Raw genomic sequence first — 24716 nt, 5'->3', positions numbered from 1 at the left:
TGCGCCGGCGCGTCACTGCGCGGCCTGGCGGGAGGCTTGGCTGAGCGGCAGGGTCAGGCGGAAGCAGGTGCCGGCCGCGTCGCTGCGCCGCAGCTCCAGATCGCCGCCGTGGGCGCGGGCCAGCTCGCGGGCGATCGCCAGGCCGAGGCCGGTGCCGCCGCTCCGGCCGCTCGCCGTGAAGGGCTGGAACAGCCGCTCGCGGGCGCGCGGCGACAGGCCCGGCCCGTTGTCGGTCAGCTCGATCTCCAGGCGCTCGTCGAGGCGCGCGGCGTCGAGCACGATGGCCGTGGCGCCGGCCTGCAGGGCGTTGAGGCCGAGGTTGTGGAACACCCGGTAGAGCTGGGCGCGGTCGGCCTCGACCCCGACGCCGGCCGGCACCTCGTTGCGCCACTCGGCCTCCCCGGCCAGCGAGGCCGGCAGCTCACTGCCGACCTCGTCGATCAGCGCGTGCAGATCGACCCTCGACAGCTCCAGGACGGCCGGGCCTTCGCGGGTGAAGTTCAGGGTCTGGCGGCAGAGGTTGATCGCCCGGTCGAGGGTCGTCATCAGGGTCCCGGCCGAGCGCTTGACGTCCGGATCCTGGCTGGCCGCCAGGCGGTCCGACATCAGCGAGGCGGTCGAGAGGATGTTGCGCAGATCGTGGCTGATCTTGGTGACCGCGACGCCGACCGCGGCGAGGCGCGCCTTCTGGTGCAGCGAGGCCCAGAGCGCCTCCTGCATCTCGCGCAGCTGGGCCTCGGCCAGGCCGACCTCGTCGCTGCGCCCCGACAGCGGCATGAAGCGCTCGGCGTTCTCGGGATCCTCGCGGAAGGCCATCATGTTCTCGGTCATGCGGCGCAGCGGGCGGACCAGCAGCAGGTGCAGGCTGAGGTAGATCAGCGCCGCGGTGAACAGCGAGATGGCCAGGGACAGCGCCAGCACCCGGTAGCCGAAGTTGATCATCTCGCGGCGCAGCGGCGCCTCGTTGAGCACGATCTCGACCTTCGAGACGCCGTCCTCGGGCGAGGTGCCCAGGACCCGGAGGATCCGGTCGCCGGGACCGAGCAGGGTCACGAAGGCGGCGCCGAGCTTGTCGAAGAAGCCCATCCTGCCGAGGTCGACGACCTCGTCGATCGCCGGCGGCATGTCGATCGAGAGCAGCAGGCGCCGGCCGACCTTCGGGTCCTCCAGGGCGACCAGGTAGGCGCCGACGTGCTTCAGCAGCTCGGCCTCCAGGTCGGCGCCGACCATCTGGTCGGGCGCGCCCTCGAGCGCCAGGATCGCCAGATGCGCGCTGGCCAGGCGCTGGGTCAGGTAGGTCTCGCGGAAGCGCGCCACCGAGGGCGCGAAGATCAGCACCTCGGCCATCATCACGAAGGCCACGGTCAGCAGCAGCAGCTTCGCCGAGAGGCTGCGCAGGGGCGGCGGCATGGCGACCTTGGCGCGTGACATGGCCCGCAGTCTAGAACGAAAGGGGGCCGGCGGGAATCAGCCGCGCGGTGCCCCGCCTTCGCCGCCGCGGCCGCGCAACCGCCCGACGATGCCGCTCGGGAAGAAGTAGACGCTGAGCACGAAGAGGATGCCGAGCCAGAGCAGCCAGCGGTCCGGGCTGACCAGCTGCGGCAGCAGCGGCAGGCCGGCGGTCGCGCCGGCGGCGGCAGCCATCAGCAGCTGCAGGTAGTTCTTGGCCAGCACGAAGACCGTGGCGCCGACCACGGCGCCGTAGATCGTGCCCATGCCGCCGATCACCACCATCAGCAGGATGTCGATCATGATCGAGAGGCTGAGCGTGGTGTCGGGCCCGGTGTACTTCTGCCAGAGCGCCATCAGGGCGCCGGCCAGGGCCGCGGCCGCGGCGGCCGCGACCGTCGCAGCGGTGCGGTAGACCGCGGTGCGGTAGCCCAGCGCCTCGGCCCGGAAGGGGTTCTCGCGGATCGCCTGCAGCACCCGGCCGAAGGGCGAGTTGACGATCCGCAGCATCGCCAGGACCAGGGCGCCCGCGGCGAGGAACAGCAGGTAGTAGCTGACGATCCGGCCGTCGAGGCGGACGCCGAGGACCTTGCCGTCGACGAGCCGGAAGGCCGGCGACAGCAGGTGCGGCACCCGGTAGGTCAGGCCGTCCTCGCCGCCGGTCAGGCCGGACAGCTGGGAGGCCAGGATCAGGCAGGCGCTGGCGACGGCCAGGGTCACCATGGCGAAGAAGATCGCCTGGACGCGCAGCGCGAAGAGCCCGATCAGCAGCGCGATGGCCATGGCGAGCGCGAGGCCGAGCGCGGTGCCGAGCGCGACCGCGCCCCAGGACGCCGGCCAGGCGTCGAGCGCCAGCGCGACGCCGTAGGCGCCGATGCCGTAGAACAGGGTGTGCGCGAAGGAGACGATGCCGGTGTAGCCGAGCAGCAGGTCGTAGCTGGCGACCAGCACGATGAAGACGCAGATCGTCGCCGCGGTGTTGAGCGGGCGGATGCCCGGGAAGACGAAGGGCGCCAGCGCCAGGCCGGCGACGATGACGACCAGCAGGGCGGTCAGCAGCCGGCTGCGGGGATAGTCCTCGGAGAGCAGGGCCTTCAGCATCTGCCGCCCCCCCCTCAGCCCTTGCCGGCCGGCAGCAGGCCGCGCGGCCGCCACATCAGGATCGCGACCATCAGCAGGATGTTCGAGCCGAGCGCGACCTTGGGCGCCAGGAAGCCGGTGTAGTTGGCCATCAGGCCGACCAGCAGGGCGCCCAGGAAGCAGCCCTCGACCGAGCCGAGGCCGCCGATGATGACCACGATGAACACCAGGATCAGGATGTTGAGGCCCATCTGCGCGGTGATGATCTCGTCGTAGAGGCCCCACATCACGCCGCCCAGGCCGGCCAGGGCCGAGCCGGCGACGAAGACCAGCACGAAGAGCCGCTGGATGCGGTAGCCCAGGGCCTCGACCATCTCGCCGTTCTCGACGCCGGCGCGGATCAGCAGGCCGAGCTTGGTGCGGACCAGCGCCCAGCGCAGGCCGAGGAAGATCGCCGCGCCGACGGCGACAGCGAGCAGGCGGTAGCGCTCGACCACGACCTCGCCGATCACCCAGGAGCCCTTGAGCGCCTCGGGACGCGGCAGCGGGATCTGGTTCGGGCCCCAGATCAGGTGGATCAGCTGCTCGGCGACGATCAGGCCGCCCATGGTCACCAGGATCTGCTTCAGGTGCGCGCCGTAGACCGGCTTGACGATGACCCGCTCGAAGAACCAGCCGAGCAGGCCGGTCGCCGCCATGGCCGCGGCGATGGCGAGGCAGACCGCGGCGAGGTTGAGCGCCAGCGAGGAGGAGGCGGTCCAGCCGCCGAGCGCCAGCAGCACGCTGGCGCCGACGAAGGCGCCGATCGAGATGAAGGCGCCGTGGCCGAAGTTCAGCACGTCCATCAGGCCGAACACCAGGGTCAGGCCCGAGGCCATGATGAAGATCAGCATGCCCATGGCCAGGCCGGCCAGGGTCAGGGTCGTCCAGGTCGAGAGGTCGGCGATCGCCGCCAGGCCGGCGAGCGCCAGCAGCGGCACGGTCCAGTAGGGCAGCCGGGCGAGCAGGCGCTCCTTGAGCGGCGGGCTCGGGACGGCAGGCGTCTCGGCGGTCCGGTCGGTCATTGGTGGGCTCCGAGGCTGAGGCCGAGCAGGCGTCCCTGCAGCGCCTGGTCGGCGGCGAGCTCGGCCATGCGGCCGCTGTGCACGACCCGGCCGTCGTCCATCACCGCGACGCCGTCGCCGAGCGCCTGGGCCATGCGGAAGTTCTGCTCGACCATCAGGATCGTCGTGGCGGTGCGCTTGAGCTCCTGCATCGCCTCGATCAGCGCGTCGACGATCGCCGGGGCCAGGCCCTTGGAGGGCTCGTCGATCAGGACCAAGCGGCGCGGCTCGACCATCGCCCGGGCGATCGAGAGCATCTGCTTCTGGCCGCCGGAGAGGTTGCCGGCCGGCAGCGACCAGAAGCGGGCGAGCGCCGGGAACAGCGAGAAGATCCAGTCGAGACGGCCCTGGTCGAGCTCGCCGCCGCGCGCCGCCAGCACCATGTTCTCGCGCACCGTCAGGCCGGCGAAGACGCCCATGTTCTCGGGCACATAGCCGATGCCGAGCCGGGCGATCTCGGGGGTCGCGAGCGGCGCCAGGTCGCTGCCGGCGAAGCTCACGCTGCCGGCCGAGGCGCGCCACAGGCCCATGATGGTGCGCAGGGTCGTCGTCTTGCCGGCGCCGTTGCGGCCCAGCAGCATGGTCAGCTCGCCCTCGGGCACGACCAGGTCGACGCCCTGCAGGATGTGGTACTGGCCGATGTGGGTGTGCAGGCCGGCGAGGCGCAGCAGCGGCTCAGCCATGGCCGGCCCCCGCGCCGCTTCCGGCGGTGCCCAGGTAGGCCTGCTGGACGATGTCGGAGGCGATGACCGCCTCGGGCGCGCCCTCGGCGACCAGGGCGCCGTTATGCAGCACGATGATGCGGTCGGCGAGCGAGCGCACGACGTCCATCTTGTGCTCGACCAGCAGGATCGTCTTGGAGCGGTCGGCCTTGATCTCCTGGATCAGGTCGAGCACGAGCGGCACCTCGTCGACGCTCATGCCGGCGGTCGGCTCGTCGAACATCAGGACCTCGCTCTCCAGCGCCAGCAGCACGGCGACCTCGAGCTTGCGCTGGTCGCCGTGCGACAGGGAGGCGGCGGTCGCGTCCAGGCGGTCGAGCAGGCCGGTGCGCGACAGGTGGTGCTCGGCGAGCTCGATCAGCTCGCGCCGGCGCGTCGCCAGCGACCAGAGGTCGAAGCCGGAAGCATGGCGCGCCTGCACGGCGATGCGCACGTTCTCCAGCACCGTCAGGTCGGGAAAGAGGTTGGTCAGCTGGAAGGCGCGGCCGATGCCGGCGCGCGCCCGGCGCGGCGCGCCCAGGCCGGTGACGTCGCGGCCGAACAGCAGCACGCGGCCGGCGCTGCTGCGCAGCTGGCCGGAGATCAGGTTGAAGTAGGTCGTCTTGCCGGCGCCGTTGGGCCCGACGATCGCGGTCAGGGTGCCGCGCTCGAAGGCGCAGCTGACCCGGTCGACGGCGACGTGGCCGCCGAAGCGGATGGTCAGCGCCTCGGTGCTGAGGACGGGGGGCTCGGTGATCATGCTCGAAGACCCGCAGCGCGGCGGCCGGCCCGGCGTGACGCCGGGCCGGCGCGCGTTCCGGCTCAGCGCTTGTTGCGGATCGGGATGTCCATGTCGTCGATCTTCAGCTCGCGGACCAGCACCGGGATGCCCCAGGCGACGGCCGGGTCGACCTTGATCTTGAAGGCATACATCGACTGCAGGGCCTGATGGTCCTCCTTGCGGAAGCGCATGATGCCCTTGGGGGTCATGAACTCCATGCCCTCCATCGCCTTGATCAGGTCCTCGGTGTCGCCGGAGGGCGCCTTCTTCAGGGCGTCGACCACGGCGATGCCGGCCGCCATGCCGCCGGCGGTGAAGAAGTCCGGCGGCGCGTTGAAGCGCTTCTCGTGCTCCTTGACCAGCCAGTCGTTCACCGGGTTCTTCGGGATCTCGTAGTAGTAGTAGGTGGCGCCCTCCATGCCCGGCAGCTCCTTGTAGGCCGCCATGGCCGCCAGGATGTTGCCGCCGGAGGCGAGCGCGACGCCCCGGCTCTCGGGATTGAGCGCCTTCAGCTTGCCGAGCGGGTTGCCCTTGCCGGCCCACAGCACCCAGATGAGCTTGCGCTGGCAGCCCTCGGCCTTGTCGAGCGCGTCGAACAGGCGCTGGGCCGGCGCGGTGAAGTCGGCGGTGTCGGCCGGGGCGTACTCCTCGAAGACCAGCTTGGCCTTGGTCTTGGCCAGCGCCTCCTTGAAGGCGGCGATGCCGTCGCGGCCGAAGGCGTAGTCCTGGGCCAGGGTCGCGACGCAGTTGCCGGCGTCGCCGAGGGCGACGGCGTTGGAGATCGCGTCCTGGGAGGAGTTGCGGCCGGTCCGGAAGACGTAGCGGTTCCAGGCCGAGCCGGTGATCGAGTCGGCGACCGCCGGCTCGACCAGCAGGATCTTCTGGTACTCCTGGGCGACCGGCAGCATGGCCAGCGCGACACCCGAGGAGACCGGGCCGACCGCCAGCGTCACGTCGTCGTCGCCGTAGGCCTCGGCCAGCAGCGTCTTGCCCAGGTCGGGCTTGAGCTGGGTGTCCTTCTCGATGACCTCGATCTTGCGGCCGTTGACCTCCATGGTCCCGCCGGTCTCGTACTCGATGCCCATCATCAGGCCGACGTGGGACTGCTTGGCGTAGGCCTCGTAGGGCCCCGTCTTGCCGTAGACGTGGGCGATCTTGTAGGGCTCGGCGGCCTGGGCGGCCGCCAGTGCCAGCGCGAGAGCGGCCGCCGTCGCGGCCGCGGTGCCGATTAGCCGTCTCATGTCACGTCTCTCCCTTGCTGCTTTTCCCTGTTTCGTGTCCGACGTCCCTGACCAGGACCAGGGCGCGGCCTTCGCACAGCAGCGTGCCGTCGGCGGCGCTGCAGGTCGTCGAAAGGTCGACCAGATGCTTGTCCGGCCGGATGCGGGTGATCTCGACCGTCGCGGTCAGCGGCTCGTCGAGCCGCGCCGGGCGCAGGAAGCGCAGCTCCTGCTTCAGGTAGTTGGTGCCGAAGCCCGGCAGCTCGCGGCCGAGCAGGTAGGAGAAGAGCGCACCGATCAGCGGCTCGGGCACGGCCTCGCCCGGCGCACCCTCGAGGCCGGCCAGCTCGGCCAGGCCGGCGAGATCGGCCGCCGTGTAGGCGCGGGTGACGGCGGCCCTGTCGCCGACCTGCAGGTTCCGGCTCACGGCGTCGCTCCCCCGGCCAGGCGGATGCGCGTGCGGCCCTCCAGGGTCGGGGCGCCGGCGCGCCCGCTCAGCACGCGGACCGCCAGCACCAGGCGATCCGGCTCGGGCCGCTCCAGCAGGTCGACCTCCAGGAACACCGGTTCGTCGGCGTAGGTCGGCGCCGGGAACATCAGATCCTGGCTCTCCTGGATCGCGTCGGGAAAGACCCCGCGGATCAGGCCCCAGAGGGCAGCATAGAGCAGCATGCCGTGGGCGACGGTGCGGCCGAAGCGGGTCTCGGCCGAGAAGGCCGGATCGACGTGGATCGGGTTGTCGTCGCCGCTGAGCTCGGCGAAGCGGTCGAAGTCGGCCTGGGTGAAGACCCGCGAGACGCGGAGCGGCAGCCCGGTCATGCCTCCAGTCATACCGGGGCCTCCTGTCGTGCGGGCTCGGTGCCGCGGGCGCGCAGCAGGTGCTTCTGGACCTTGCCGGCCGGCGTGCGCGGCAGCGCCTCGACCAGCACCACGCTCTTCGGCACCTTGTAGCCGGCCAGCCGCTCGCGGCACCAGGCGCGCAGGCCGGCCTCGTCGGGGCTTCCGCCGGGCCGTGGCACGACATAGGCGCGGCCGACCTCGCCCCAGCGCTCGTCGGCAATGCCGACGACCGCGACCTCGGCGACCTCGGGATGGCCGAGCAGCGCGGCCTCGACCTCGGCCGGGTACACGTTCTCGCCGCCCGAGATGTACATGTCCTTGATCCGGTCGACGATGAACACGAAGCCCTCCGCGTCGGCGCGCGCGATGTCGCCGCTGCGCAGCCAGCCCGCGCGGTCGATCGTCTCGGCCGTGGCGTCCGGCCGGTTCCAGTAGCCGGGCGTGACGTTGGCGCCGCGCAGCAGCAGCTCGCCGGCCTCGCCCGGCGGCAGGTCGCGGCCGTCAGGCCCGACGATGCGGCACTGGGTCATCAGCAGCGGCCGGCCGACCGAGCCCGGCTTGCAGAGCGCCTCCTCGGGCCGCGTCAGGAAGGTCGTCGGCCCGGTCTCGGTCATGCCGTAGCCCGGGCAGAGGGTGACGCCGCGTGCGGCATAGAGCGCGCTGATCGTCGCCGGCAGCGGCGCGCCGCCGCTCGACCAGGAGCGCACCTTCGAGAGATCGGCCGCGGCGAAGCGCGGCAGGGCGGCGAGCGCGTGGTAGATCGCCGGCACGGCGAGCAGGGCGGTGACGCCGCCCGACTCGATGAGATCGAGGAAGCGCTCGGCGTCGAAGCCGGGCAGCACCTTGACCGTGCCGCCGGCGATCAGGGTCGGCAGGCTGTGCAGGTTGATGCCGGCCGTGTGGAACAGCGGCAGGTAGTTCGGCGTGACGTCCCCGGCGGTCAGGTCGATGGCACTCGCCAGGTTGACGAAGTTGGCGTGGGCCATGCCGAAGGTCTGCATCACCGCCTTCGGCCGGCCGGTCGTGCCGGAGGTGTAGAGCAGGTACCAGAGGCCCTCGGCCGGCCAGACCGGATCCCAGTCGCGGCGCTCTTCCGCTTTGTCGCGCAGGGCCTGGTAGCTGCCGGGGCGCGGGCCCGTGCCTTCCTCCTCGACGGCCAGCAGGGACAGGCCGGGCCGCGCTTGCCCGAGGGCCTCGGCGAGCGCGGCGCAGGGCGCGTCGTGCAGCAGCAGGCGGGGCCTGCAGTCGTCGAGCAGCGGCGCCAGCTCGGCGACGGTCTGGCGCCAGTTCAGCGGCACCAGCACGACGCGCGCCTTGGCACAGGCGAAGAGGATCTCGAAGAAGGCCGCGCGGTTGTGGCTCAGGATCGCGATGCGCTCGCCCTCGGCGAGGCCGAGGCCGCGCAGCGCCGCCGCGAAGCGGCAGGCGCGCCGGTCGAGTTCGCGGTAGCTGATCCGGGCGCCGGAGACGAGTTCCTCCAGCGCGGTCTTGTCCGGCGAGAGCTCGGCGCGCTTGGCGGCGATGTCGAGCAGGCTGAACATCGTTCCCTCCCGCTAGCCGGCCGCGCGCGCGCCGAGGAAGCGCGCCATGCCCCGGCGCGTCTCGGGCCGCGCGACCTCGGCCAGGAAGGCCTGGCGCTCGGCCTCCAGGCCGGCGGCATAGGCGGCCCGCCGCGCGTCCGTCAGCAGGCTGCGCCGGGCGGCGCGCAGGCCGCTCGCGACGTGGCCCTCCAGGATCGCCAGCCAGCCGGCGATGCAGGCGTCGAGCGCCCCGGCCTCGACGACTTCGGTGACCAGGCCCAGGGCCCGGGCCTCGGCGGCGCCGACCCGGCGGTTGAGCAGCTGGATCTCGCGGGTCCGCTGCAGGCCGATGCGCTCCGGCAGCAGGGCGCTCCAGCCGCCGTCGGGGGCGAAGCCGACCGTGACGTAGTAGGGCGCGAAGAAGGCCTCGGGCGTCGCCGCCACCAGGTCGGCCGCCAGCACCAGGCCGAGCGAGCCGCCGGTCACCGGTCCCTGGACCCGCGCGATGACCGGCTGCGGCAGGCCGAGCAGCGCCAGGATCGTCCGGTTGAGCCGGCCGACCAGCCCGGCGGCGTAGTCGCGCAGGCGCTCGTCCGGCTGGTCGTGGAAGGCCCGCACGTCGCCGCCGGTCGAGAAGCTGCGGCCCTCGGCGGCCAGCACCACGGCACGGACCGAGGGTTCGTCGGCGAGCGCCTCGATGGCGGCCAGCAGGTCGTCGAGCAGCTCCGGGACCAGGCTGTTGTGGCGCTCCGGCCGGTCGAGGGTCAGGCGCGCGACGCCCCCGGCGAGGGTCGTCCGCACCAGCCGGCGCCGGCCGCTCATCGCGGCTCCTCCCCGGCCGGCGCGGCGACCGGCGAAGGGGCCAGGCCGCGGGCGATCATGTCGGTGATCGAGTCGACGAGCGGGCCGATGTCGCGCTCCGGCTCCCAGATGCCGTAGCGCAGGCCGGCGAAGAGCGAGATGCCCATCAGCGCCCAGGCGCGGCCCTCGGTCTCGCCGGCGCGCACCTCGCCGGTCTGTACCGCTCGGTCAAGACCGGCCTGGTAGGCCGCGCCGAAGTCCATGAAGTAGAGCCGGAAGGCCTCGGGATCGACGAACTGGCTCTCCATGACGATGCGGTAGAGGTTGCCGTGCTCGCGCACGAAGCCGATGAAGGCGGCGAGGCCCAGGCGCTCGGCCTCGGCGCGGCTCGGCGCGTCGGCGACCGCCTCGGCGAGGTAGCCGCGCAGGCGCGAGCCGAGGTCGGCGACCAGCTCGCGGTACAGCAGCTCCTTGCTGTCGAAGTAGAGGTAGAAGGTGCCCTGGGCGACGCCGGCGTTGGCCGTGATGCTGGCGACCGAGGCCTCGTGGAAGCCGCGCGCGCCGAACTCCTGCTCCGCCGCGTCCAGAATCTTCCGGAGCGTACGGCGGCCGCGGGCCGTCTTCGGCGTCTTCTCTCCCAGCATCGTCATTTTTTGCTTTTATGAAACCTGACTCAGGTGTCATGTTCGGTCCAAAGAGGCCGGCTGTCAACGGCCGACCACGCCTTTCGAGACGAAATCCATGCCGAGCTACGACGCGGGCGACGGCCGCCGCCTCAGCTATCTCGACGCCGGCCCCCGGGACCGCCCGGCCGGCCGGCCGCTGGTGCTGCTGCACGGCTGGGGCTGCGACGGCGGGCTGTTCGAGGGGCAGCTCGCGGCGCTCTCGGGGCGACGGCGGGTGATCGCGCCGGACCTGCGCGGCCATCGGCACTCCTGGCGGGCCGGCGACGCGCCCGACATCGGGCTGCTGGCCGACGACCTGCAGGCGCTGCTCGCGCAGCTCGACGGGCCGGCGCCGGTCGTGCTCGGCTGGTCGATGGGCGCGCTGGTCGCCTTCGAGCTGCTGCGGCGGCGGGGCAGCGGCGCACTCGGCGGCCTCGTCGTCCTCGACATGACGCCGCGCGTCGCCAACGACACCGACTGGAAGCTCGGCCTGCTCGGCGGCTACCGCCAGAGCCAGGCCGAGAAGGCGGCGGCGACGATCCGCGCGCACTGGGACTACTGGGTCGAGACCTTCCTGCCGAGCGTCTTCGCCGCCGGACGGGCGCCCGACCCGGCGTTGCTGGAGCGGGTCGGCGCCTCGATGCGCGGCTGCGACCCGGCTGCCATGGCGGCGCTGTGGCGCGCGATCAGCGCCGCCGACTACCGGGCGATCCTGCCGTCCCTCGACCTGCCGACCCTGATCCTGCGCGGCGCCGGGAGCCAGCTCTACGGCCCGGAGACGGCCGAATGGCTGGCCGGGACGATCCCCGGCGCCGAGCTTTCGGTGATCGAGCGGGCCGGCCACGCCCCGCACCTGGAGCAGCCGGCGGCCTTCGACGCGCGGCTCGCGGCCTTCCTGGAGCGCCTCTAGCCGAGCCGCCGAAGCAGCCGGACGAGGCGCCGGCTGCGCTCGCTGAACAGGCGTGGCAGGAAGTAGCCGGCGGCGGCGCGCTTGCTCGCTTCCGAGCGGGTCGGGTAGGGCACGATCGCCTGGGCGAGGTCGCCGGCCTTCATGCCGCGCTTGACCGCCAGCACCCAGGGCAGGATCAGCTCGCCGGCCTGGGGCCCGGCGATGCCGGCGCCGAGCACCCGGCCGCGGGGCGTCACCAGGACCTTGACCAGCCCTTCGGTCTCGCCCTCGCACTGCGCCCGGTCGTTCTCGAAGAAGGCGCTGCGCAGGACCTCGAAGCGACGGCCCTGGGCGCGCAGCTCGGCCTCGGTCGGGCCGACCTGGGCCAGCTCCGGCTCGGCGTAGGTGACGCGCGGCACGGCCAGGCGCTCGGGCCCGGCCGGCAGGCGGAACAGGACGTTCTTCAGGACGACGCCGGCGTGATGGCCCGCGAGGTGGGTGAAGCAGGGCCCGCCGGCGGCGTCGCCGGCGGCGAAGACCCGCCGGTTGGTCGTGCGCAGCCGGCCGTCGAGCTGCAGCCGGCCCCGCTCGTCGAGCGCGATGCCGGCGCCGTCCAGGCCGAGCCCGGCGAAGTCGCTGCGCCGCCCGGCGGCGACCAGCAGGTGGCTGGCCTCCAGCGTCTCCGCGCCGGCCTCCGTCGCCAGGGTCAGGCGCAGGCCCCCGGCCGCGGCCTCGGCGCGCTCGGCCCGGGCGCCCTCGCGCAGCGCGACGCCCTCGGCCAGCAGGCGCCGGCGCAGCGGCTCGACCAGTTCCGGGTCCTCCCCGGCCAGCAGTCGGCCCTGCTCGACGATCGAGACCTCGGCGCCGAGCCGCCGGAAGGCCTGGCCGAGCTCGCAGCCGATGGCGCCGCCGCCGAGCACCAGCAGGTGCCGGGGCAGCGCCTCGAGCGCGAAGACCGTCTCGTTGGTCAGGTAGGGGACGGCGTCGAGACCGGGCAGCGGCGGCACGAAGGGGCGCGAGCCGGTCGCCAGCACGAAGCGCCTCGCCGCGATCCGCCGTTCGCCGACGGCGACCGTGCGCGGGTCGAGGAAGCAGGCCCGGCCCCGCAGCACCGTGACCCCCATGGCGCTGTAGCGCTCCTCGGAATCCACCGGCGCGATCGCCGCGACCGTGCGGTGGACGTGGCCCATGACGGCGGCGAAGTCAATCGCCGGCGGGCCGTAGGCGACGCCCAGCCCGGCGGCGCGCTCGCCCAGGGTCGCGGCCCGTGCGGCGGCGATCAGCGCCTTGGAGGGCACGCAGCCGACGTTGAGGCAGTCGCCGCCCATGGCGCCCGCTTCGATCAGCACGACCCGGGCGCCGAGCTGGCTGGCGCCGGCGGCGATCGACAGGCCGGCCGAGCCGGCGCCGACCACGCAGAGGTCGGCCTCCAGCCGTTCGGCGGTCGCTCCGGCCATCTGCGTCCTTCCCCTCGCTGCTGCCCGTCCCTATCTAGGGGCTACGGCGGGACCGCGGCAACGACGCTGCGGGCCCGGGTGCCGCAGGCCGCTTTACGTTGACACCGGCTCGCGCCACTTCTATACAGCCGCGCATTCCGCGAAACGCTTGGATTTCGGAGTAACAAACGTGAAGCGCACGTATCAGCCCAGCGTGCTCGTCCGCAAGCGTCGCCACGGCTTCCGCAGCCGCATGGCGACCGTGGGCGGCCGCAAGGTCATTGCACGCCGTCGGTCCAGGGGCCGCAAGCGCCTGTCTGCCTGAGGTCTCGGCCGGTGCCCGGTGTGGAACGGCTGAAGCGACGGGGCGAGTTCCTCGAGGTCGCCGGGCAGGGTCGAAAGTGGGCGATGCCCGGCCTGGTGCTCCAGGCGCTGCATCGGCCCGACGATGGACGAGCTCCCCGCTATGGCCTGACCGCCAGCCGCAAGGTCGGCGGCGCCGTCGCGCGCAATCGGGCGCGGCGCCGTTTGCGCGCGCTCGCCGAGCGATGGCTGCCGGAGGCCGGGCAGAGTGGCACCGACTACGTGCTGATCGCGCGCGCCGGCACCGTGACCCGGCCGTTCGACGCGCTGGAGCAGGACCTGAGGACGGCGCTGGAGCGGGTCGTGGCCGGCCGCCCGGCCCGGCCGTCGGCGGACCGCCCGCGCGGCGGACGACGGGAAGCCCGGTCGTGACGGGCCTGCTGACCCTCCTGGGCCGCGGCGTCGGCCTCCTGCTGGTCGGCCTGGTCCAGGTCTACCGCTACACGCTGTCTCCGATGCTCGGCCCGCGCTGCCGCTTCGCGCCGAGCTGCTCGGAATACACGATCGAGGCGATCCAGCTGCACGGGCCGGTCGTCGGACTGGGCTATGGCCTGCGTCGGATCGTCCGTTGCCATCCGTTCGGTGGCAGTGGATACGATCCCGTCCCCGCGCCGCGCCGATCGCGCGATGCCTCGGGCCGCGCCGCTGATCGTTCCGGGGCGGGTCGTTCCGGGGCGGGTCGCTCCGGGAGCGCGGCCGTCAGCCAGCCCGCACACGAACAGAAGGTTTGAGAGACGCACGATGGACGGTGATAACCAGCGCAATCTGCTTCTGGCGATCGCTCTCTCGGTAGCCATTCTGTTCGGCTTCCAGTTCTTCTTCGCCTCGCCGGAGAAACAGCAGCCGGCCCAGCAGCAGGCGAGCGAGCAGGCCGACATGCAGCCGGCCGCCCCGGCCTCCGGATCGACGGCGGACCATCCGGCTTCGACCCAGGCGCTCGACGCCACGGCCAGGGCCGGCAGCATCGAGAAGCTGCAGAGCCGCGAGCAGGCGCTGAAGGCGGGCCCGCGGATCATGATCGAGACGCCGACGGTGACCGGCTCGATCTCGCTGGTCGGTGCGCGCCTCGACGACCTGGTGCTGAAGCGCTACCACGACACCGTCGATCCGAAGAGCCCGAACATCGTGCTGCTCAACCCCAGCGGCACCGCGGATTCCTACTTCGCCGACTTCGGCTGGACCGCCGTCGGCAAGTCGGTCGACCTGCCCGGCCCCGACACGCGCTGGCAGGCCGACAATCAGACCCTGACGCCCTCGACCCCGGTCACCCTGACCTGGGACAACGGCCAGGGCCTGACCTTCGAGCAGACCTACGCGGTCGACGACAACTACATGTTCACCGTGACCCAGAAGGTGAAGAACGCCAGCGGCCAGGAGCTGCAGCTGGCGCCCTTCGGGCTGGTGTCGCGCAGCGGCACGCCGCCGACCAGCGGCTACTACCTGCTGCACGAGGGCCTGATCGGGGTGATGGGCGACACCCTGAAGGAGGTCGCCTACAAGAAGCTGCGCGAGGAGAGCACGATCAGCTACCCCTCGACCGGGGGCTGGATCGGCATCACCGACAAGTACTGGATGGCGACGCTGGTGCCCGACCAGCAGAGCGCGGTGACCGGCCGCTTCGTCTACAGCGACAAGAGCGGCATCAACAAGTACCAGGCCGACTTCCTCTACGACGCGAAGACGGTCCCGGCCGGCGGCTCGCTGCAGTCGACCAGCCGCCTCTTCGCCGGCGCCAAGCGCGTCAACCTGCTCGACCAGTACCGGGACGAGTACGGCATCAACAAGTTCGACCGCGCCGTCGACTTCGGCTGGTTCTACTTCCTGACCAAGCCGATCTTCCTGGCGCTGCACTGGCTGCACAGCGTCGTCGGCAACTTCGGCATCGCCATCATGATCCTGACGCTCGGGGTCAAGCTGCTGTTCTTCCCGCTGGCCAACAAGTCCTACAAGTCGATGGCCAAGATGCGGAAGCTGCAGCCGCAGATCATGCAGCTGCGCGAGCGCTTCGGCGACGACAAGCAGCGGCTCAACCAGGAGGTCATGGCGCTCTACAAGAAGGAGGGCGCCAACCCGATCAGCGGTTGCCTGCCGGTGGTCGTGCAGATCCCGGTGTTCTTCTCGCTCTACAAGGTGCTCTTCGTCACCATCGAGATGCGCCACGCGCCCTTCTTCGGCTGGATCCACGACCTCTCGGCGCCGGACCCGACGACGGTGCTGAACCTCTTCGGCGCGCTGCCCTGGGACCGTCCCGAGCTGGGCGCGCTCAACGTGCTGAACCTCGGCGTCTGGCCGCTGATCATGGGCACGACGATGTTCCTGCAGCAGCGGCTCAACCCGCAGCCGGCCGACCCGGTGCAGGCCAAGCTGTTCATGTTCATGCCGATCATGTTCACCTTCCTGCTGGCGCACTTCCCGGCCGGCCTGGTGATCTACTGGAGCTGGAACAACACGCTCTCGATGACCCAGCAGGCGATCATCATGAAGCGCCAGGGCGTGCCCTTCGGCGGCAAGCAGAACATGCTGCCGACCAAGGCCGGCACCCGCGCCGCCTCCAAGGGCGGCAAGCCGCCGGCCAAGCCCGACGACACGCCGCCGACGCCGGCGCTCCAGGCTGCCAACGATTCCGGCAACGGGGGCAAGGCCGCCAAGAAGGGCGGCCGGAGCCGGGGCCGCAACAAGTCGCGCTAGGCATGATGACCGGCAGCGAGCTCGAGGCCGACGAGGCGCAGCCGGACGGTTCCGGGGCGGAACTGGAGGCCGGGCGCAAGCTGTTCGCCCAGCGCTGCGACTTCGTCATGGCCGGGGTCAAGCCGGACGACGTGCCGGCCTCCGACCGGCCGGAGATCGCCTTCGCCGGGCGCTCCAACGTCGGCAAGTCGAGCCTGGTCAACGCCCTGACCGGCCGCAAGACCCTGGCCCGTGCCTCGAACACGCCGGGCCGCACGCGCCAGCTGATCTTCTTCGACCTCGCCGGCCGGCTGATGCTGGTCGACCTGCCGGGCTACGGCTACGCCAAGGCGCCGAAGCAGGACGTCGCGCTCTGGACCGGCCTGACCCGGGCCTACCTGAAGGGGCGGCCGCAGCTGCGCCGGGTGCTGCTGCTGATCGATTCGCGGCACGGCCTCAAGGACAGCGACCGCGAGGTCATGACCGCGCTCGACAAGGCGGCGGTCTCCTACCAGGTCGTGCTGACCAAGGCCGACAAGCCGAAGCCGGACGAACTCTCGCGCTGCGCCGAGGCGACCGCCGCGGAGCTGGCGAAGCACGTGGCGGCCCATCCGGCGGTCGCGGTGACCAGCGCCGAGAGCGGCCAGGGTATCGCCGAGCTGCGGGCCGAGCTCGCCTTGCTGGCGCTGCCCGCCGCCGCGGGCTGAGCGGCATGGCCGCTCGCGTCGCCGTCTAGCGGCCGGCCCGATGGCCGTGCCCCTTCTGCCCCAGCAGCCGGCGCCGGTCACCCGTCGGCAGGTCGCCCTGACGGCCCGCCACCTGCGGCCGATCCAGGGCCAGCTGTCGGCCCTGCTCCTGGCGTTGCGCCGGGAGACCGACGCGGCCCTGGGACCGCGTCTCAGGCCGGTCTCCGGGAAGAGCTACCCGCTCGGCCGCTGCCAGCCGATCACCGAGGACGTGGTCGCGCGCTTCCGCGGGCGCCTGGCGCGCGTCGACGGCCCGGTCGAGCGGGCGATCCGGCGGTTCCTGGCCGAGGGCGGCGTGATCCGGCCGATCTGGGGAGCCCTGCGGGGGCTCTACTTCCAGAACGCCCTGCAGGTCGGCGGGCTCTATGTCGACGTCGCCAACGACACGGTGACGGTGACGAAGCCGAAGATCGAGATCCTGCCGTTGCCGGAGTCGGGCTTCGAGGCGATCCGCGGGCCGGAGCATTTCGCGGAGATCGCCGAGCGCTATTGGGGGGCCAGGGTCTTCGCCAACCATGCGCTGCCGGCCCTGGCCCCGATCCTGCCCATCGTCTCGGTCGTTCCCGGCGGCGAGGCGCGGCTGCAGTCGGCGAGCGACTACATGATCGACCTGTTCCGTCGCGACGGCTTCGCCCTGTCCGAGGCCTGGCTCGCCGGTGGCCCGGTCCCGCCGCCGGAGATCGTCGCCGAGCTCGAGGCCCGCGGCCGCCAGGTCCTGGGCTCCGGGCCGGTCGCGACGGGCGCCGCGGCCGCGGTCGCGGCCTGCCGGCAGGCGCGCGCGGCGGAGGTGCATCGCGACGAGGGGTGGCGCGACGCCAGGGTCATGGACTACCTGCGCCTGCACGCCTCCGGCCAGCCCGCCGCGCCGCCGCCGCGGTGACGGTCGGCGATTCCGTCCAGGGGCGTTCTGCTCTATGGTGCGCCCCGACCGAGGAAGCGGGTCCGGCGGGGAGGACAGCATGACGACGCATCGCAACATCGCCGAAACCAAGAACTGGCTGCGCACCGCCGAGACGATCACCGAGGCGCTGCCCTTCATGCGGCGCTACGCCGGCAAGAACGTCGTCGTGAAGTACGGCGGCCACGCCATGGGCGACAAGAAGCTGGCCGACGTCTTCGCGCGCGACGTCGTGCTGCTGCGCCAGGTCGGCGTCAACCCGATCGTCGTCCACGGTGGCGGGCCGCAGATCGGCGACATGCTGAAGCGCCTCGCGGTCAAGAGCGAGTTCGTCGACGGCCTGCGCGTCACCGACGCCGAGACGGTCGACATCGTCGAGATGGTCCTGTCCGGCTCGATCAACAAGTCGATCGTCGCGGCGATCAACGAGGCCGGCGGCACGGCGATCGGCCTGTCGGGCAAGGACGGCGGGCTGATCCAGGCGCGCAAGCTGCGCCGCACCAAGCGCGACCCCGAATCCAACATCGAGAAGATCCTCGACCTGGGCTTCGTCGGCGAGCCGCGCGTGGTCAATCCCCAGGTGCTCGAGAACCTGCAGCAGGCCGGCATGATCCCGGTGATCGCGCCGATCGGCATCGGCGCCGGCGGCGAGACCTACAACATCAACGCCGACACGGTGGCCGGGGCGGTCGCCGGGGCGGTCGGCGCGACGCGCCTGCTGCTGCTGACCGACGTCGCCGGCGTGCTCGACAAGGAAGGCCGGTTGATCGAGGAGCTGTCCGTCGAGGACGTCGCCCGGCTGCAGGCCGACGGCACCATCTCGGGCGGCATGATCCCGAAGCTGGAGACCTGCGTGCAGGCGGTCCAGGAGGGCGTCGAGGCGGCGGTCATCCTGGACGGGCGCGTGCCCCATGCCATGCTGCTGGAGATCTTCACCGACCGCGGTATCGGCACGCTGATCAAGCGCTGACGGGCGCCGGCTGCGGCGCGCCGGGATCGGCTCCGGTCAGATCTCGCGGGCACCGTCGGCCATGACCCGGCAGAGCTGGGCCAGCGCCTCGCGGCTGCGCTCGTCGCGGATCCGCGAGAAGTTGCGCGCGACGTCGAGGCTCATGCGCTGGCGTTCCGGCATCTGTTCGCAGGGCTGGCGGGCGTCGAAACCTTCGAAGAAGTAGCCGACCTCGACGCCGAGCGCCTGGGCCAGCTCGTAGAGCCGGCCCGCCGACACCCGGTTGATGCCGCGCTCGTACTTGTGGGCCTGCTGGTAGGTGACGCCGATCATCTCGGCCAGGCGCTGCTGGGTCAGACCGAGCAGAATTCGCCTCTCGCGAATCCGGCGCCCGACGTGGCGTTCGATCCTTCCTTCGATATCCCGAGTATTCAGCACACTGTGTACCTGTGGTTATTGTGAGAGGTGCTTGTACACCGACGACGAGACATGATGCTCGCCGCCATCGGGATTAATCAACGAAAAGTTACAAAGGCGAGGCGATTTCCCGCGACGCCACGGCAGGCTTTGCCATTCGTTAATGTTCAGGCAACCGAAGTAATAGTCCCGGCAAGTGACTGGTATCTCACATATGAGCGAATGATAATAATACTCAATCCTATGAGACTCGGCGGCCGGACTCTATGCCGGTCGGCTGTAGCAGCCGGCGAGCGCCGCCCGTTGCTCTACCAGGGCGAGAACGCAGTCGACGGTCGGCGTTTCGACGCCGACCAGGGCGCCGAGCTCGGCGACGACGCCGACCAGGGCGTCGATCTCCATGGCCCGGCCGCGCTCGAGGTCCTGCAGCATCGAGGTCTTGTGCGCGCCGACCTCGGCGGCCCCCTCGATGCGCTTGTCGACGTCCAGGGAGAAGCGGACCCCGAGCGCCTCGGCGACCGCCTGGCCCTCGACCATCATGGCCCGCACGACCGCCCGCGTCGCCGGATCGCCGGCGATCTGCTCCAGGGTGCCGCCGGTCAGCGCCGAGACCGGGTTGAAGGAGAGGTTGCCCCACAGCTTGAACCAGATGTCGTCGCGGATGCGCGGACGCACCGGCGCCTTGAGGCCGGCGGCGAGCATCAGCCTGGACAGGGCCGAGACCCGCTCGGAGCGGCTGCCGTCTGGCTCGCCGAGCATGAAGCGGTTGCCGTAGGTGTGGCGGATGCGGGCGGGCTCGACCAGCTCGGTCGCCGGATAGACGACGCAGCCGATGCAGCGCTCCGGCGGGATCAGCCGCCACAGCCTGCCGCCGGGGTCGACCCGCTCGAGCGGCCGGCCGTCGTAGGGCCCGCCGTGGGCGTGGAAGTACCACCAGGGAATCCCGTTCTGCGCCGTCACCACCGCCGTCGAGGGGCCGAGCAGCGGCTGCAGGTCCTCGGCGACCTGGGGCAGCGAGGGCGCCTTCAGGGTGACGACGACGTAGTCCTGGGGGCCGGCCTCGGCAGGCCTGTCGGTCGCGCTGACCCGCGCGGTCCTGACGCCGCCGTCGATCTCCAGGGTCAGGCCCTTCTCGCGCATCGCCGCCAGGTGCGGGCCGCGCGCGATCAGCGTGACCTCGGCGCCGGCCTCGGCCAGCAGGACGCCCAGATAGCCGCCGATCGCGCCGGCGCCGTAGATGCAGACCTTCATGCCGCCCAATCCCTCGTCCGCCGCCCTACTCCGCGAGACCCAGCTGCTTGGCGAGGCCGATGCGCTGCAGCTTGCCGGTCGCGCCCTTCGGGATCTCCTCGAGGAAGACCCACTTGCGCGGCACCTTGAAGTCCGCGAGGCGGGTCGCCGCGAAGTCCCTGAGGGCGCGCTCGTCGGCGCTCTGGCCCTCCTTCAGGACGATGGCGGCAGCGACCTCCTCGCCCAGCTTCGGGTGCGGCAGGGCGAAGGTCACCGCCTGGCCGACGGCCGGGTGGTCGAGCAGCACCTCGTCGACCTCGCGCGGGCTGATCTTCTCGCCGCCGCGGTTGATGATCTCCTTGAGCCGGCCGGTGATGGTCAGGAAGCCGTCGGCATCGAAGGTGCCCTGGTCGCCGGTGCGGAACCAGCCGTCGCGGAACGATTCGGCGTTGGCCTTGGGGTTGGCCTCGTAGCCCGGCGTCACGTTGGGCCCCTTGATCACGACCTCGCCGACCGCGCCGGTCGGCACGCTCTCCCAGGCCTCGTCGACGACCCGCACCTGCGGGCCGGAGGGCACGCCGACGGTGCCGGGCTTGCGCTGGCCGGGCGGCAGCTGGTTGCTGGTCATCTGGTGCGCCGCCTCGGTCATGCCGTAGGACTCGATGACCGGGCAGCCGAAGGTCTCCTCCAGGGCCAGCATGACCTGCGGCGGCAGCGAGGAGGAGGAGGAACGGACGAAGCGCAGGCCGGCGCCGCGCGCGGCCTCGGGCTGGCGCTCGGCGCGCGACAGGATCGCCTGGTGCATGGTCGGCACCGCGGTGTACCAGGTCGCCCCCGACTCGCCGAGCCAGGCCATGAACCTCAGGGCGTTGAAGCCGGGCGTGCAGACCACGCTGCCGCCGGCGCCGAGCGACGACAGCACCGCGGCGATCAGCCCGTGGATGTGGAACAGCGGCATGACGTTGAGGCAGCGGTCGGCGGGGCCCAGCCACAGGGCGTCGCCGATGTGCCGGGCCGAGGCCAGCAGGTTGCGCTGGAGCAGCGGCACGACCTTGGGCCGGGAGGTCGTGCCGGAGGTGTGCAGCACCAGGGCCTCGTCGTCGGCGCCCGAGGGCCGGGCGGCGGCGGCCTCCGCCATGCCCGGCAGGTCGAAGACCCCGGCCGCGGCGCCTTCGGGCACGCTCAGCTCAAGCAGCGGCAGGCCGCGCTCGGCGGCGACGGCGCGCACCGGGCTGTCGACGCCTTCAGCCAGGATGATCGCCTTGGCGCCGAGGTCGTCGAGATAGAAGGCGAACTCCTCGGCCCGGTAGGCCGGATTGAGCGGCGCCGCCGTGGCGTGCGCCGCGACGCCGAGGAAGGCGGCGGCCATCTCGGGGCCGTTGGCCAGCACGATCGCGACCCGGTCGCCGGCGCCGATGCCCCGGGCCGCCAGCGCGCCGCCGATCCGCTCGATCTGGCGGGCGAGCCCGGCCCGGGTGGTCGGCGGCCGGTCCGGGGCGAGCAGCGCGGGGGCGTCGCCGTTGCCGGCGGCGATCAGGGCGGAGAGGCTCTCGGCCTCGCGTAAGTCGGTCATGCGGCCTCGTTTCCCGGCACTGGCTGGAGCGCGAGCCCGTCGCGTCGCGGCGATGCGACCGGCGGATCGCCCCCTGGGACATTGGAACGGATCATGGTCCAGGTTTCGGATCGACTCGATCCCGGGCCGCCATGATCCAGAGGAACGGGCGGCAAGGCTAGCAGCGGCCAACCGCCGGTGCCACACCCGCGTCGTCACGCTGCCGGGAGGGGACGGGAGCTGCCCGAAGGCGGAGGCGGATCAGGCGGTAACCGAGAAGATCCGCGGCTCCTCGCCGTAGCGCGGCGGCTCCGCGCCGGCCTTGCGATAGGCCTCGCTGGCCTCCTGCTGCGGCGTCCGCAGGCTGCCGGCGTCGGCGGCGCGCCGCGACGGCGCCGCGTCGGACGGCAGCAGGGTCAGGACCGCCTGGGTGGTCGGCGGCGCCGACCGTCCGTCGCGCTGCTCGCGCCGGCTGTCCTCCGGCCTCTGGTCGCGGGGCGCCTGGGGGCCTTCGACGAGGCGGCGGCGCGGGGAATCGACGAAGCCGGCGGTCGGGCGTGCCGACACACCGCTGGCTGGAACCGAGACTGGCGGAACGCTGGTCACCGGAAGATCATCAATCGCCACGCTGGGAGGGACGGTATCGCCCTCACCACAAGACCATAGGGAGCCTTTCGTGCCAAAACAAGCTCAAATGCGCGACAAAACGACTTGTTAACCATAGTGATTAAGACTTCCTGCATCTTCGGCCCGCTCAACGTTTGTCGTGTGAATCCCATTGGATTCGCCGCGGCTGCTTTCATCGATTTTTAAGGGCTTGCGACCGATCCTGCCGCTGGGATCGCCTGATCGCGTCGCGCCAGGACGTGCGCTCGACGACCGGTCGGACGGCCGTGCCAGGTAGGAGTCCAGCAATCTTGCCGCCTGTGGAAGCGACGGTGCGAGGGGAGGAGACGGAAGGTCTCTGGCGTGCGGCTGTGACCGCGGCCGGCGATCTCGTCTACCAATGGGACCTCGCGACCGACCGCATCGCCTGGGGCGGCGAGACCGAGCAGCTGTTCGGTCGCGCCAGGCGCCGGACGCCGCTCGACGGCAAGTCCTTCGCCGAGCGCATCAACGCCGAGGACCAGTCGCGCCGCAGTCGCGTTCTGGCCGAGCATTTCGCCGGCGGCGACGACTACGATGTCGAGTACCGCGTGCGCGCCGACAGCGGCGAGTTCAACTGGGTCCACGACCGCGGCCAGGTCGAGCGCGACGGCACCGGCGAGCCGCTGCGGGTGCACGGCACCCTGCGCCGGATCACCCGGCGCAAGCTCAACGAGGCGCGGCTGGAGTACCTGGCGAACTTCGACGAGCTGACCGGCCATTTCAACAAGCTGCGCCTGCGCGAGGCCCTGGAGTACGCCCTGGCCGACGCCCTGCGCGCGCGACGCTCCGGCGCCTTCCTTGCGGTCGGCATCGATTCGCTCGACCGGATCAACCGCGCCTACGGCTCCGAGCTCGGCGACGGCGTGCTGGTCGAGATCGGCCGGCGCCTCGACCGCTGCCTGCGCACCAACGACGTCGTCGGACGGCTCGGCGGGGACCGCTTCGGCGTCGTGCTCAACGGCTGCACCGCGGCCGAGGCGCTGCACACCGCCGAGCGCATCCTCACCGTCGTGCGGCGCAGCGCCGTCGACACCGCGGCCGGGCCGATCCACGTCTCGGTCTCGACCGGCATCCTGCTGTTCCCCGGGCAGGCGCACACCGCGCTCGACGCCATCGCCCGCGCTGAGGGCGCGCTGCTCAAGGCCAAGACGGCGGGCCGCGACTGCGCGGCGCTCTACGAGCTGACCGAGGAGCAGGAGCGCGGCTTCCGGGACGCCATGGAGATCGGCGAGCAGGTCAAGACGGCCCTCAAGGAGGGCCGCCTGCAGCTGGCCTTCCAGCCGATCGTCGCCGCCGACGGCGGATCGGTCGACTACTACGAATGCCTGGTGCGCATGAGGGCGACCGACGGCCGCCTGGTGCCGGCCGCGAGCTTCATCCCGGTCGTCGAGCAGCTGGGCCTGATGCGCGCGATCGACCGCTACGTGCTCGACCTCGCGCTCGAGGAGCTGACCGCGGTCGAGGACGTCCGTCTCGGCATCAACATCTCGGGCCTGACCGCCGCCGACCGCTCCTGGCTGCGCGCGCTCAACGCCCGCCTGCGCGGCCGCTCGGACCTCGCCCGCCGGCTGATCGTCGAGATCACCGAGACCGCCGCGCTGCACGACGTCGAGGACACCGCACGCTTCGTCCAGGCGGTGCGGGAGCTCGGCTGCCAGGTCGCGATCGACGATTTCGGCGCCGGCTACACCACCTTCCGGCACCTCAAGGCGCTGACCGTCGACATCGTCAAGATCGACGGCTCCTTCGTGCGCGGCGTGCTCGACTCGCCGCAGAACCAGCTGTTCGTGCGCAACCTGCTGAGCCTGGCGAAGGCCTTCAACCTGCGTACGGTCGCCGAGTGCGTGGAGACCGCCGAGGAGGCGGAGTTCCTGGCCGACGAGGGCGTCGACTTGCTGCAGGGCTACCACTTCGGGCGGCCGGAGATGCTGCCGCCCTGGCGAGCCGCCCCCGGCGTCGCGACGGCGCGTCGCGCCCGGCCCGACGGCCTCGCAGGCTCGCCCAGCATCGTCGCCGGCTGAGCCCGACGCCGCGGCGCGGCCTTTCCTTCCTTCCGGATGCGGTCGGCCAGTGGCGGCCGCGAGCGGCTAGTCCTTGTCCTTGCGGGACAGGGTCTCGAGCTGGCTCTGCAGCAGGTCGACCTGGCGCTTCAGGTTCTCGAGCTGGGCCTCGGCGCTGGCCGCCGGCGTCGGCGCCTCGCCGGCCTTGCCGGGCTCGGCGCCCTTGCCCTGGGCGCCGCCGAAGGGCGTGAACATGCGCATGGTGCGTTCGAGCAGCTGCATGTTCTGCTTGCCGAGCTCCTCGAAGTTGCCGAAGCCGAACACGCCGCCCATCGTGTCCTGCATCGCCTTGGCCATCTTCTCCTGGTTCTCGGCGAAGCCGTTCATCATGTGGTCGAGATAGCTCGGCACCATCCACTGCAGGCCGTGGCCGTAGAAGGAGATCAGCTGGCGCAGGAACGAGATCGGCAGCAGGTTCTCGCCCTTGGCCTCCTCCTCGACGATGATCTGGGTCAGGACCTGGCGCGTGATGTCGTCGCCGGTCTTAGCGTCGTAGACGACGAACTCGACCCCGTCCTTCACCATCTGGCAGAGATGGTCCAGCGTCACGTAGCTGCTGGTCGCCGTATTGTAGAGCCGGCGGTTGGCGTATTTCTTGATCGTGATGGCGGCCTGTTCGCCGCCCGTTCCGTTCTTTACGGCCACTACTTGGTCCTCGCGCGGCAGGGCGACCCCTGGAACCGCGATAATGCTGCGCTGCA

At 71.8% G+C, this 24716-nt stretch carries 26 protein-coding genes; 9 read left to right on the top strand and 17 right to left on the bottom strand.

Translation table 11 applies throughout. The annotated features are described in order from the left end of the window. Positions 1-12: 12 nt before the first annotated feature. The 11 genes from B9O00_RS02390 to B9O00_RS02340 all read right to left on the bottom strand — a co-directional run bounded on the left by B9O00_RS02390 (position 13) and on the right by B9O00_RS02340 (position 10145). A complete protein-coding gene (locus B9O00_RS02390) occupies positions 13-1431 on the bottom strand; it encodes a sensor histidine kinase (RefSeq protein ID WP_085120813.1) in 1419 nt (472 codons plus the stop codon). Positions 1432-1467: 36 nt separating this feature from the next. Further along, on the bottom strand, positions 1468-2550 hold the full coding sequence (locus B9O00_RS02385; RefSeq protein WP_085120812.1) for a branched-chain amino acid ABC transporter permease: 1083 nt from the start codon (positions 2548-2550) through the stop codon (positions 1468-1470). 14 nt (positions 2551-2564) lie between these two features. Further along, positions 2565-3593, bottom strand: a complete 1029-nt coding sequence (locus tag B9O00_RS02380; protein ID WP_085120811.1) for a branched-chain amino acid ABC transporter permease — start codon at positions 3591-3593, stop codon at positions 2565-2567. Then, positions 3590-4315: an ABC transporter ATP-binding protein gene (locus B9O00_RS02375; protein WP_085120810.1), complete on the bottom strand. Its 726-nt coding sequence runs from the start codon at positions 4313-4315 to the stop codon at positions 3590-3592. The genes B9O00_RS02380 and B9O00_RS02375 overlap by 4 nt, the downstream gene beginning before the upstream one ends. Further along, on the bottom strand, positions 4308-5093 hold the full coding sequence (locus tag B9O00_RS02370; protein WP_085120809.1) for an ABC transporter ATP-binding protein: 786 nt from the start codon (positions 5091-5093) through the stop codon (positions 4308-4310). Before B9O00_RS02370 ends, B9O00_RS02375 begins: the two co-directional genes overlap by 8 nt. A gap of 62 nt (positions 5094-5155) precedes the next feature. Then, the gene (locus B9O00_RS02365; protein WP_085120808.1) at positions 5156-6355 is read right to left on the bottom strand and encodes a substrate-binding domain-containing protein; all 1200 of its coding nucleotides are present in this window, start codon (positions 6353-6355) and stop codon (positions 5156-5158) included. A gap of 1 nt (position 6356) precedes the next feature. Further along, complete coding sequence (locus tag B9O00_RS02360) at positions 6357-6761, bottom strand: hotdog family protein (protein ID WP_085120807.1); 405 nt, start codon at positions 6759-6761, stop codon at positions 6357-6359. After that, positions 6758-7165 (bottom strand): MaoC/PaaZ C-terminal domain-containing protein, encoded by a 408-nt coding sequence (locus tag B9O00_RS02355; RefSeq protein WP_200808372.1) that lies wholly within the window; start codon positions 7163-7165, stop codon positions 6758-6760. The genes B9O00_RS02360 and B9O00_RS02355 overlap by 4 nt, the downstream gene beginning before the upstream one ends. Next, positions 7162-8715, bottom strand: a complete 1554-nt coding sequence (locus B9O00_RS02350) for an acyl-CoA synthetase (protein WP_085120806.1) — start codon at positions 8713-8715, stop codon at positions 7162-7164. The genes B9O00_RS02355 and B9O00_RS02350 overlap by 4 nt, the downstream gene beginning before the upstream one ends. Before the next feature lie 12 nt (positions 8716-8727). Then, positions 8728-9516, bottom strand: coding sequence for an enoyl-CoA hydratase/isomerase family protein (locus B9O00_RS02345; protein WP_085120805.1), 789 nt, complete (start codon positions 9514-9516; stop codon positions 8728-8730). Then, on the bottom strand, positions 9513-10145 hold the full coding sequence (locus B9O00_RS02340) for a TetR/AcrR family transcriptional regulator (RefSeq protein WP_089229530.1): 633 nt from the start codon (positions 10143-10145) through the stop codon (positions 9513-9515). The genes B9O00_RS02345 and B9O00_RS02340 overlap by 4 nt, the downstream gene beginning before the upstream one ends. Positions 10146-10236: 91 nt before the next feature. Between B9O00_RS02340 and B9O00_RS02335 the strand changes: the two genes are divergently transcribed. Further along, entirely contained in the window at positions 10237-11070 is an 834-nt protein-coding gene (locus B9O00_RS02335) for an alpha/beta fold hydrolase (RefSeq protein ID WP_085120804.1), read from the top strand. On the opposite strand, the gene B9O00_RS02330 is transcribed toward B9O00_RS02335, so the two are convergent. Next, the gene (locus B9O00_RS02330) at positions 11067-12506 is read right to left on the bottom strand and encodes a dihydrolipoyl dehydrogenase family protein (RefSeq protein ID WP_085120803.1); all 1440 of its coding nucleotides are present in this window, start codon (positions 12504-12506) and stop codon (positions 11067-11069) included. The two genes, B9O00_RS02335 and B9O00_RS02330, sit on opposite strands and share 4 nt — an antisense overlap. Positions 12507-12675: 169 nt before the next feature. Between B9O00_RS02330 and rpmH the strand changes: the two genes are divergently transcribed. From rpmH to argB, 7 genes are all read left to right on the top strand, one after another. Further along, positions 12676-12810, top strand: a complete 135-nt coding sequence (gene rpmH, locus B9O00_RS02325) for a 50S ribosomal protein L34 (protein WP_085120802.1) — start codon at positions 12676-12678, stop codon at positions 12808-12810. A gap of 20 nt (positions 12811-12830) precedes the next feature. Further along, entirely contained in the window at positions 12831-13220 is a 390-nt protein-coding gene (gene rnpA / locus B9O00_RS02320) for a ribonuclease P protein component (RefSeq protein WP_235017017.1), read from the top strand. After that, positions 13217-13579 (top strand): membrane protein insertion efficiency factor YidD, encoded by a 363-nt coding sequence (gene yidD / locus B9O00_RS02315; protein WP_235017016.1) that lies wholly within the window; start codon positions 13217-13219, stop codon positions 13577-13579. Before rnpA ends, yidD begins: the two co-directional genes overlap by 4 nt. A 10-nt stretch (positions 13580-13589) precedes the next feature. Continuing rightward, positions 13590-15536 (top strand): membrane protein insertase YidC, encoded by a 1947-nt coding sequence (yidC, locus tag B9O00_RS02310; RefSeq protein ID WP_085120800.1) that lies wholly within the window; start codon positions 13590-13592, stop codon positions 15534-15536. 2 nt (positions 15537-15538) lie between these two features. Next, entirely contained in the window at positions 15539-16222 is a 684-nt protein-coding gene (gene yihA / locus B9O00_RS02305; RefSeq protein ID WP_179243907.1) for a ribosome biogenesis GTP-binding protein YihA/YsxC, read from the top strand. Positions 16223-16262: 40 nt separating this feature from the next. After that, positions 16263-17141: a hypothetical protein gene (locus B9O00_RS02300; RefSeq protein ID WP_085120799.1), complete on the top strand. Its 879-nt coding sequence runs from the start codon at positions 16263-16265 to the stop codon at positions 17139-17141. A gap of 79 nt (positions 17142-17220) precedes the next feature. Next, the gene (argB, locus tag B9O00_RS02295) at positions 17221-18129 is read left to right on the top strand and encodes an acetylglutamate kinase (protein ID WP_085120798.1); all 909 of its coding nucleotides are present in this window, start codon (positions 17221-17223) and stop codon (positions 18127-18129) included. 36 nt (positions 18130-18165) lie between these two features. Here the strand turns inward: argB and B9O00_RS02290 are convergent, their stop codons facing one another. From B9O00_RS02290 to B9O00_RS02275, 4 genes are all read right to left on the bottom strand, one after another. Next, complete coding sequence (locus B9O00_RS02290) at positions 18166-18546, bottom strand: helix-turn-helix domain-containing protein (RefSeq protein WP_085120797.1); 381 nt, start codon at positions 18544-18546, stop codon at positions 18166-18168. Between the two features lie 243 nt (positions 18547-18789). Then, entirely contained in the window at positions 18790-19776 is a 987-nt protein-coding gene (locus B9O00_RS02285; protein WP_085120796.1) for a 2-dehydropantoate 2-reductase, read from the bottom strand. A 25-nt stretch (positions 19777-19801) separates the two neighbouring features. Beyond that, positions 19802-21328: an acyl--CoA ligase gene (locus tag B9O00_RS02280; protein WP_085120795.1), complete on the bottom strand. Its 1527-nt coding sequence runs from the start codon at positions 21326-21328 to the stop codon at positions 19802-19804. Positions 21329-21568: 240 nt separating this feature from the next. Further along, positions 21569-21913, bottom strand: coding sequence for a hypothetical protein (locus tag B9O00_RS02275; RefSeq protein WP_143596123.1), 345 nt, complete (start codon positions 21911-21913; stop codon positions 21569-21571). Positions 21914-22284: 371 nt separating this feature from the next. Here B9O00_RS02275 and B9O00_RS02270 point away from each other — a divergent pair, with 371 nt between their 5' ends. After that, positions 22285-23976 carry a putative bifunctional diguanylate cyclase/phosphodiesterase gene (locus B9O00_RS02270; RefSeq protein WP_143596122.1) on the top strand — a complete coding sequence of 564 codons (1692 nt, stop codon included), beginning with the start codon at positions 22285-22287 and terminating at the stop codon, positions 23974-23976. Positions 23977-24042: 66 nt separating this feature from the next. On the opposite strand, the gene phaR is transcribed toward B9O00_RS02270, so the two are convergent. After that, a complete protein-coding gene (gene phaR / locus B9O00_RS02265; RefSeq protein ID WP_235017014.1) occupies positions 24043-24660 on the bottom strand; it encodes a polyhydroxyalkanoate synthesis repressor PhaR in 618 nt (205 codons plus the stop codon). Positions 24661-24716 lie beyond the last annotated feature (56 nt).

Source organism: Tistlia consotensis USBA 355 (assembly GCF_900177295.1).
Classification (GTDB): domain Bacteria; phylum Pseudomonadota; class Alphaproteobacteria; order Kiloniellales; family DSM-21159; genus Tistlia; species Tistlia consotensis.
This window is presented reverse-complemented; position numbering and strand designations above follow the sequence as displayed.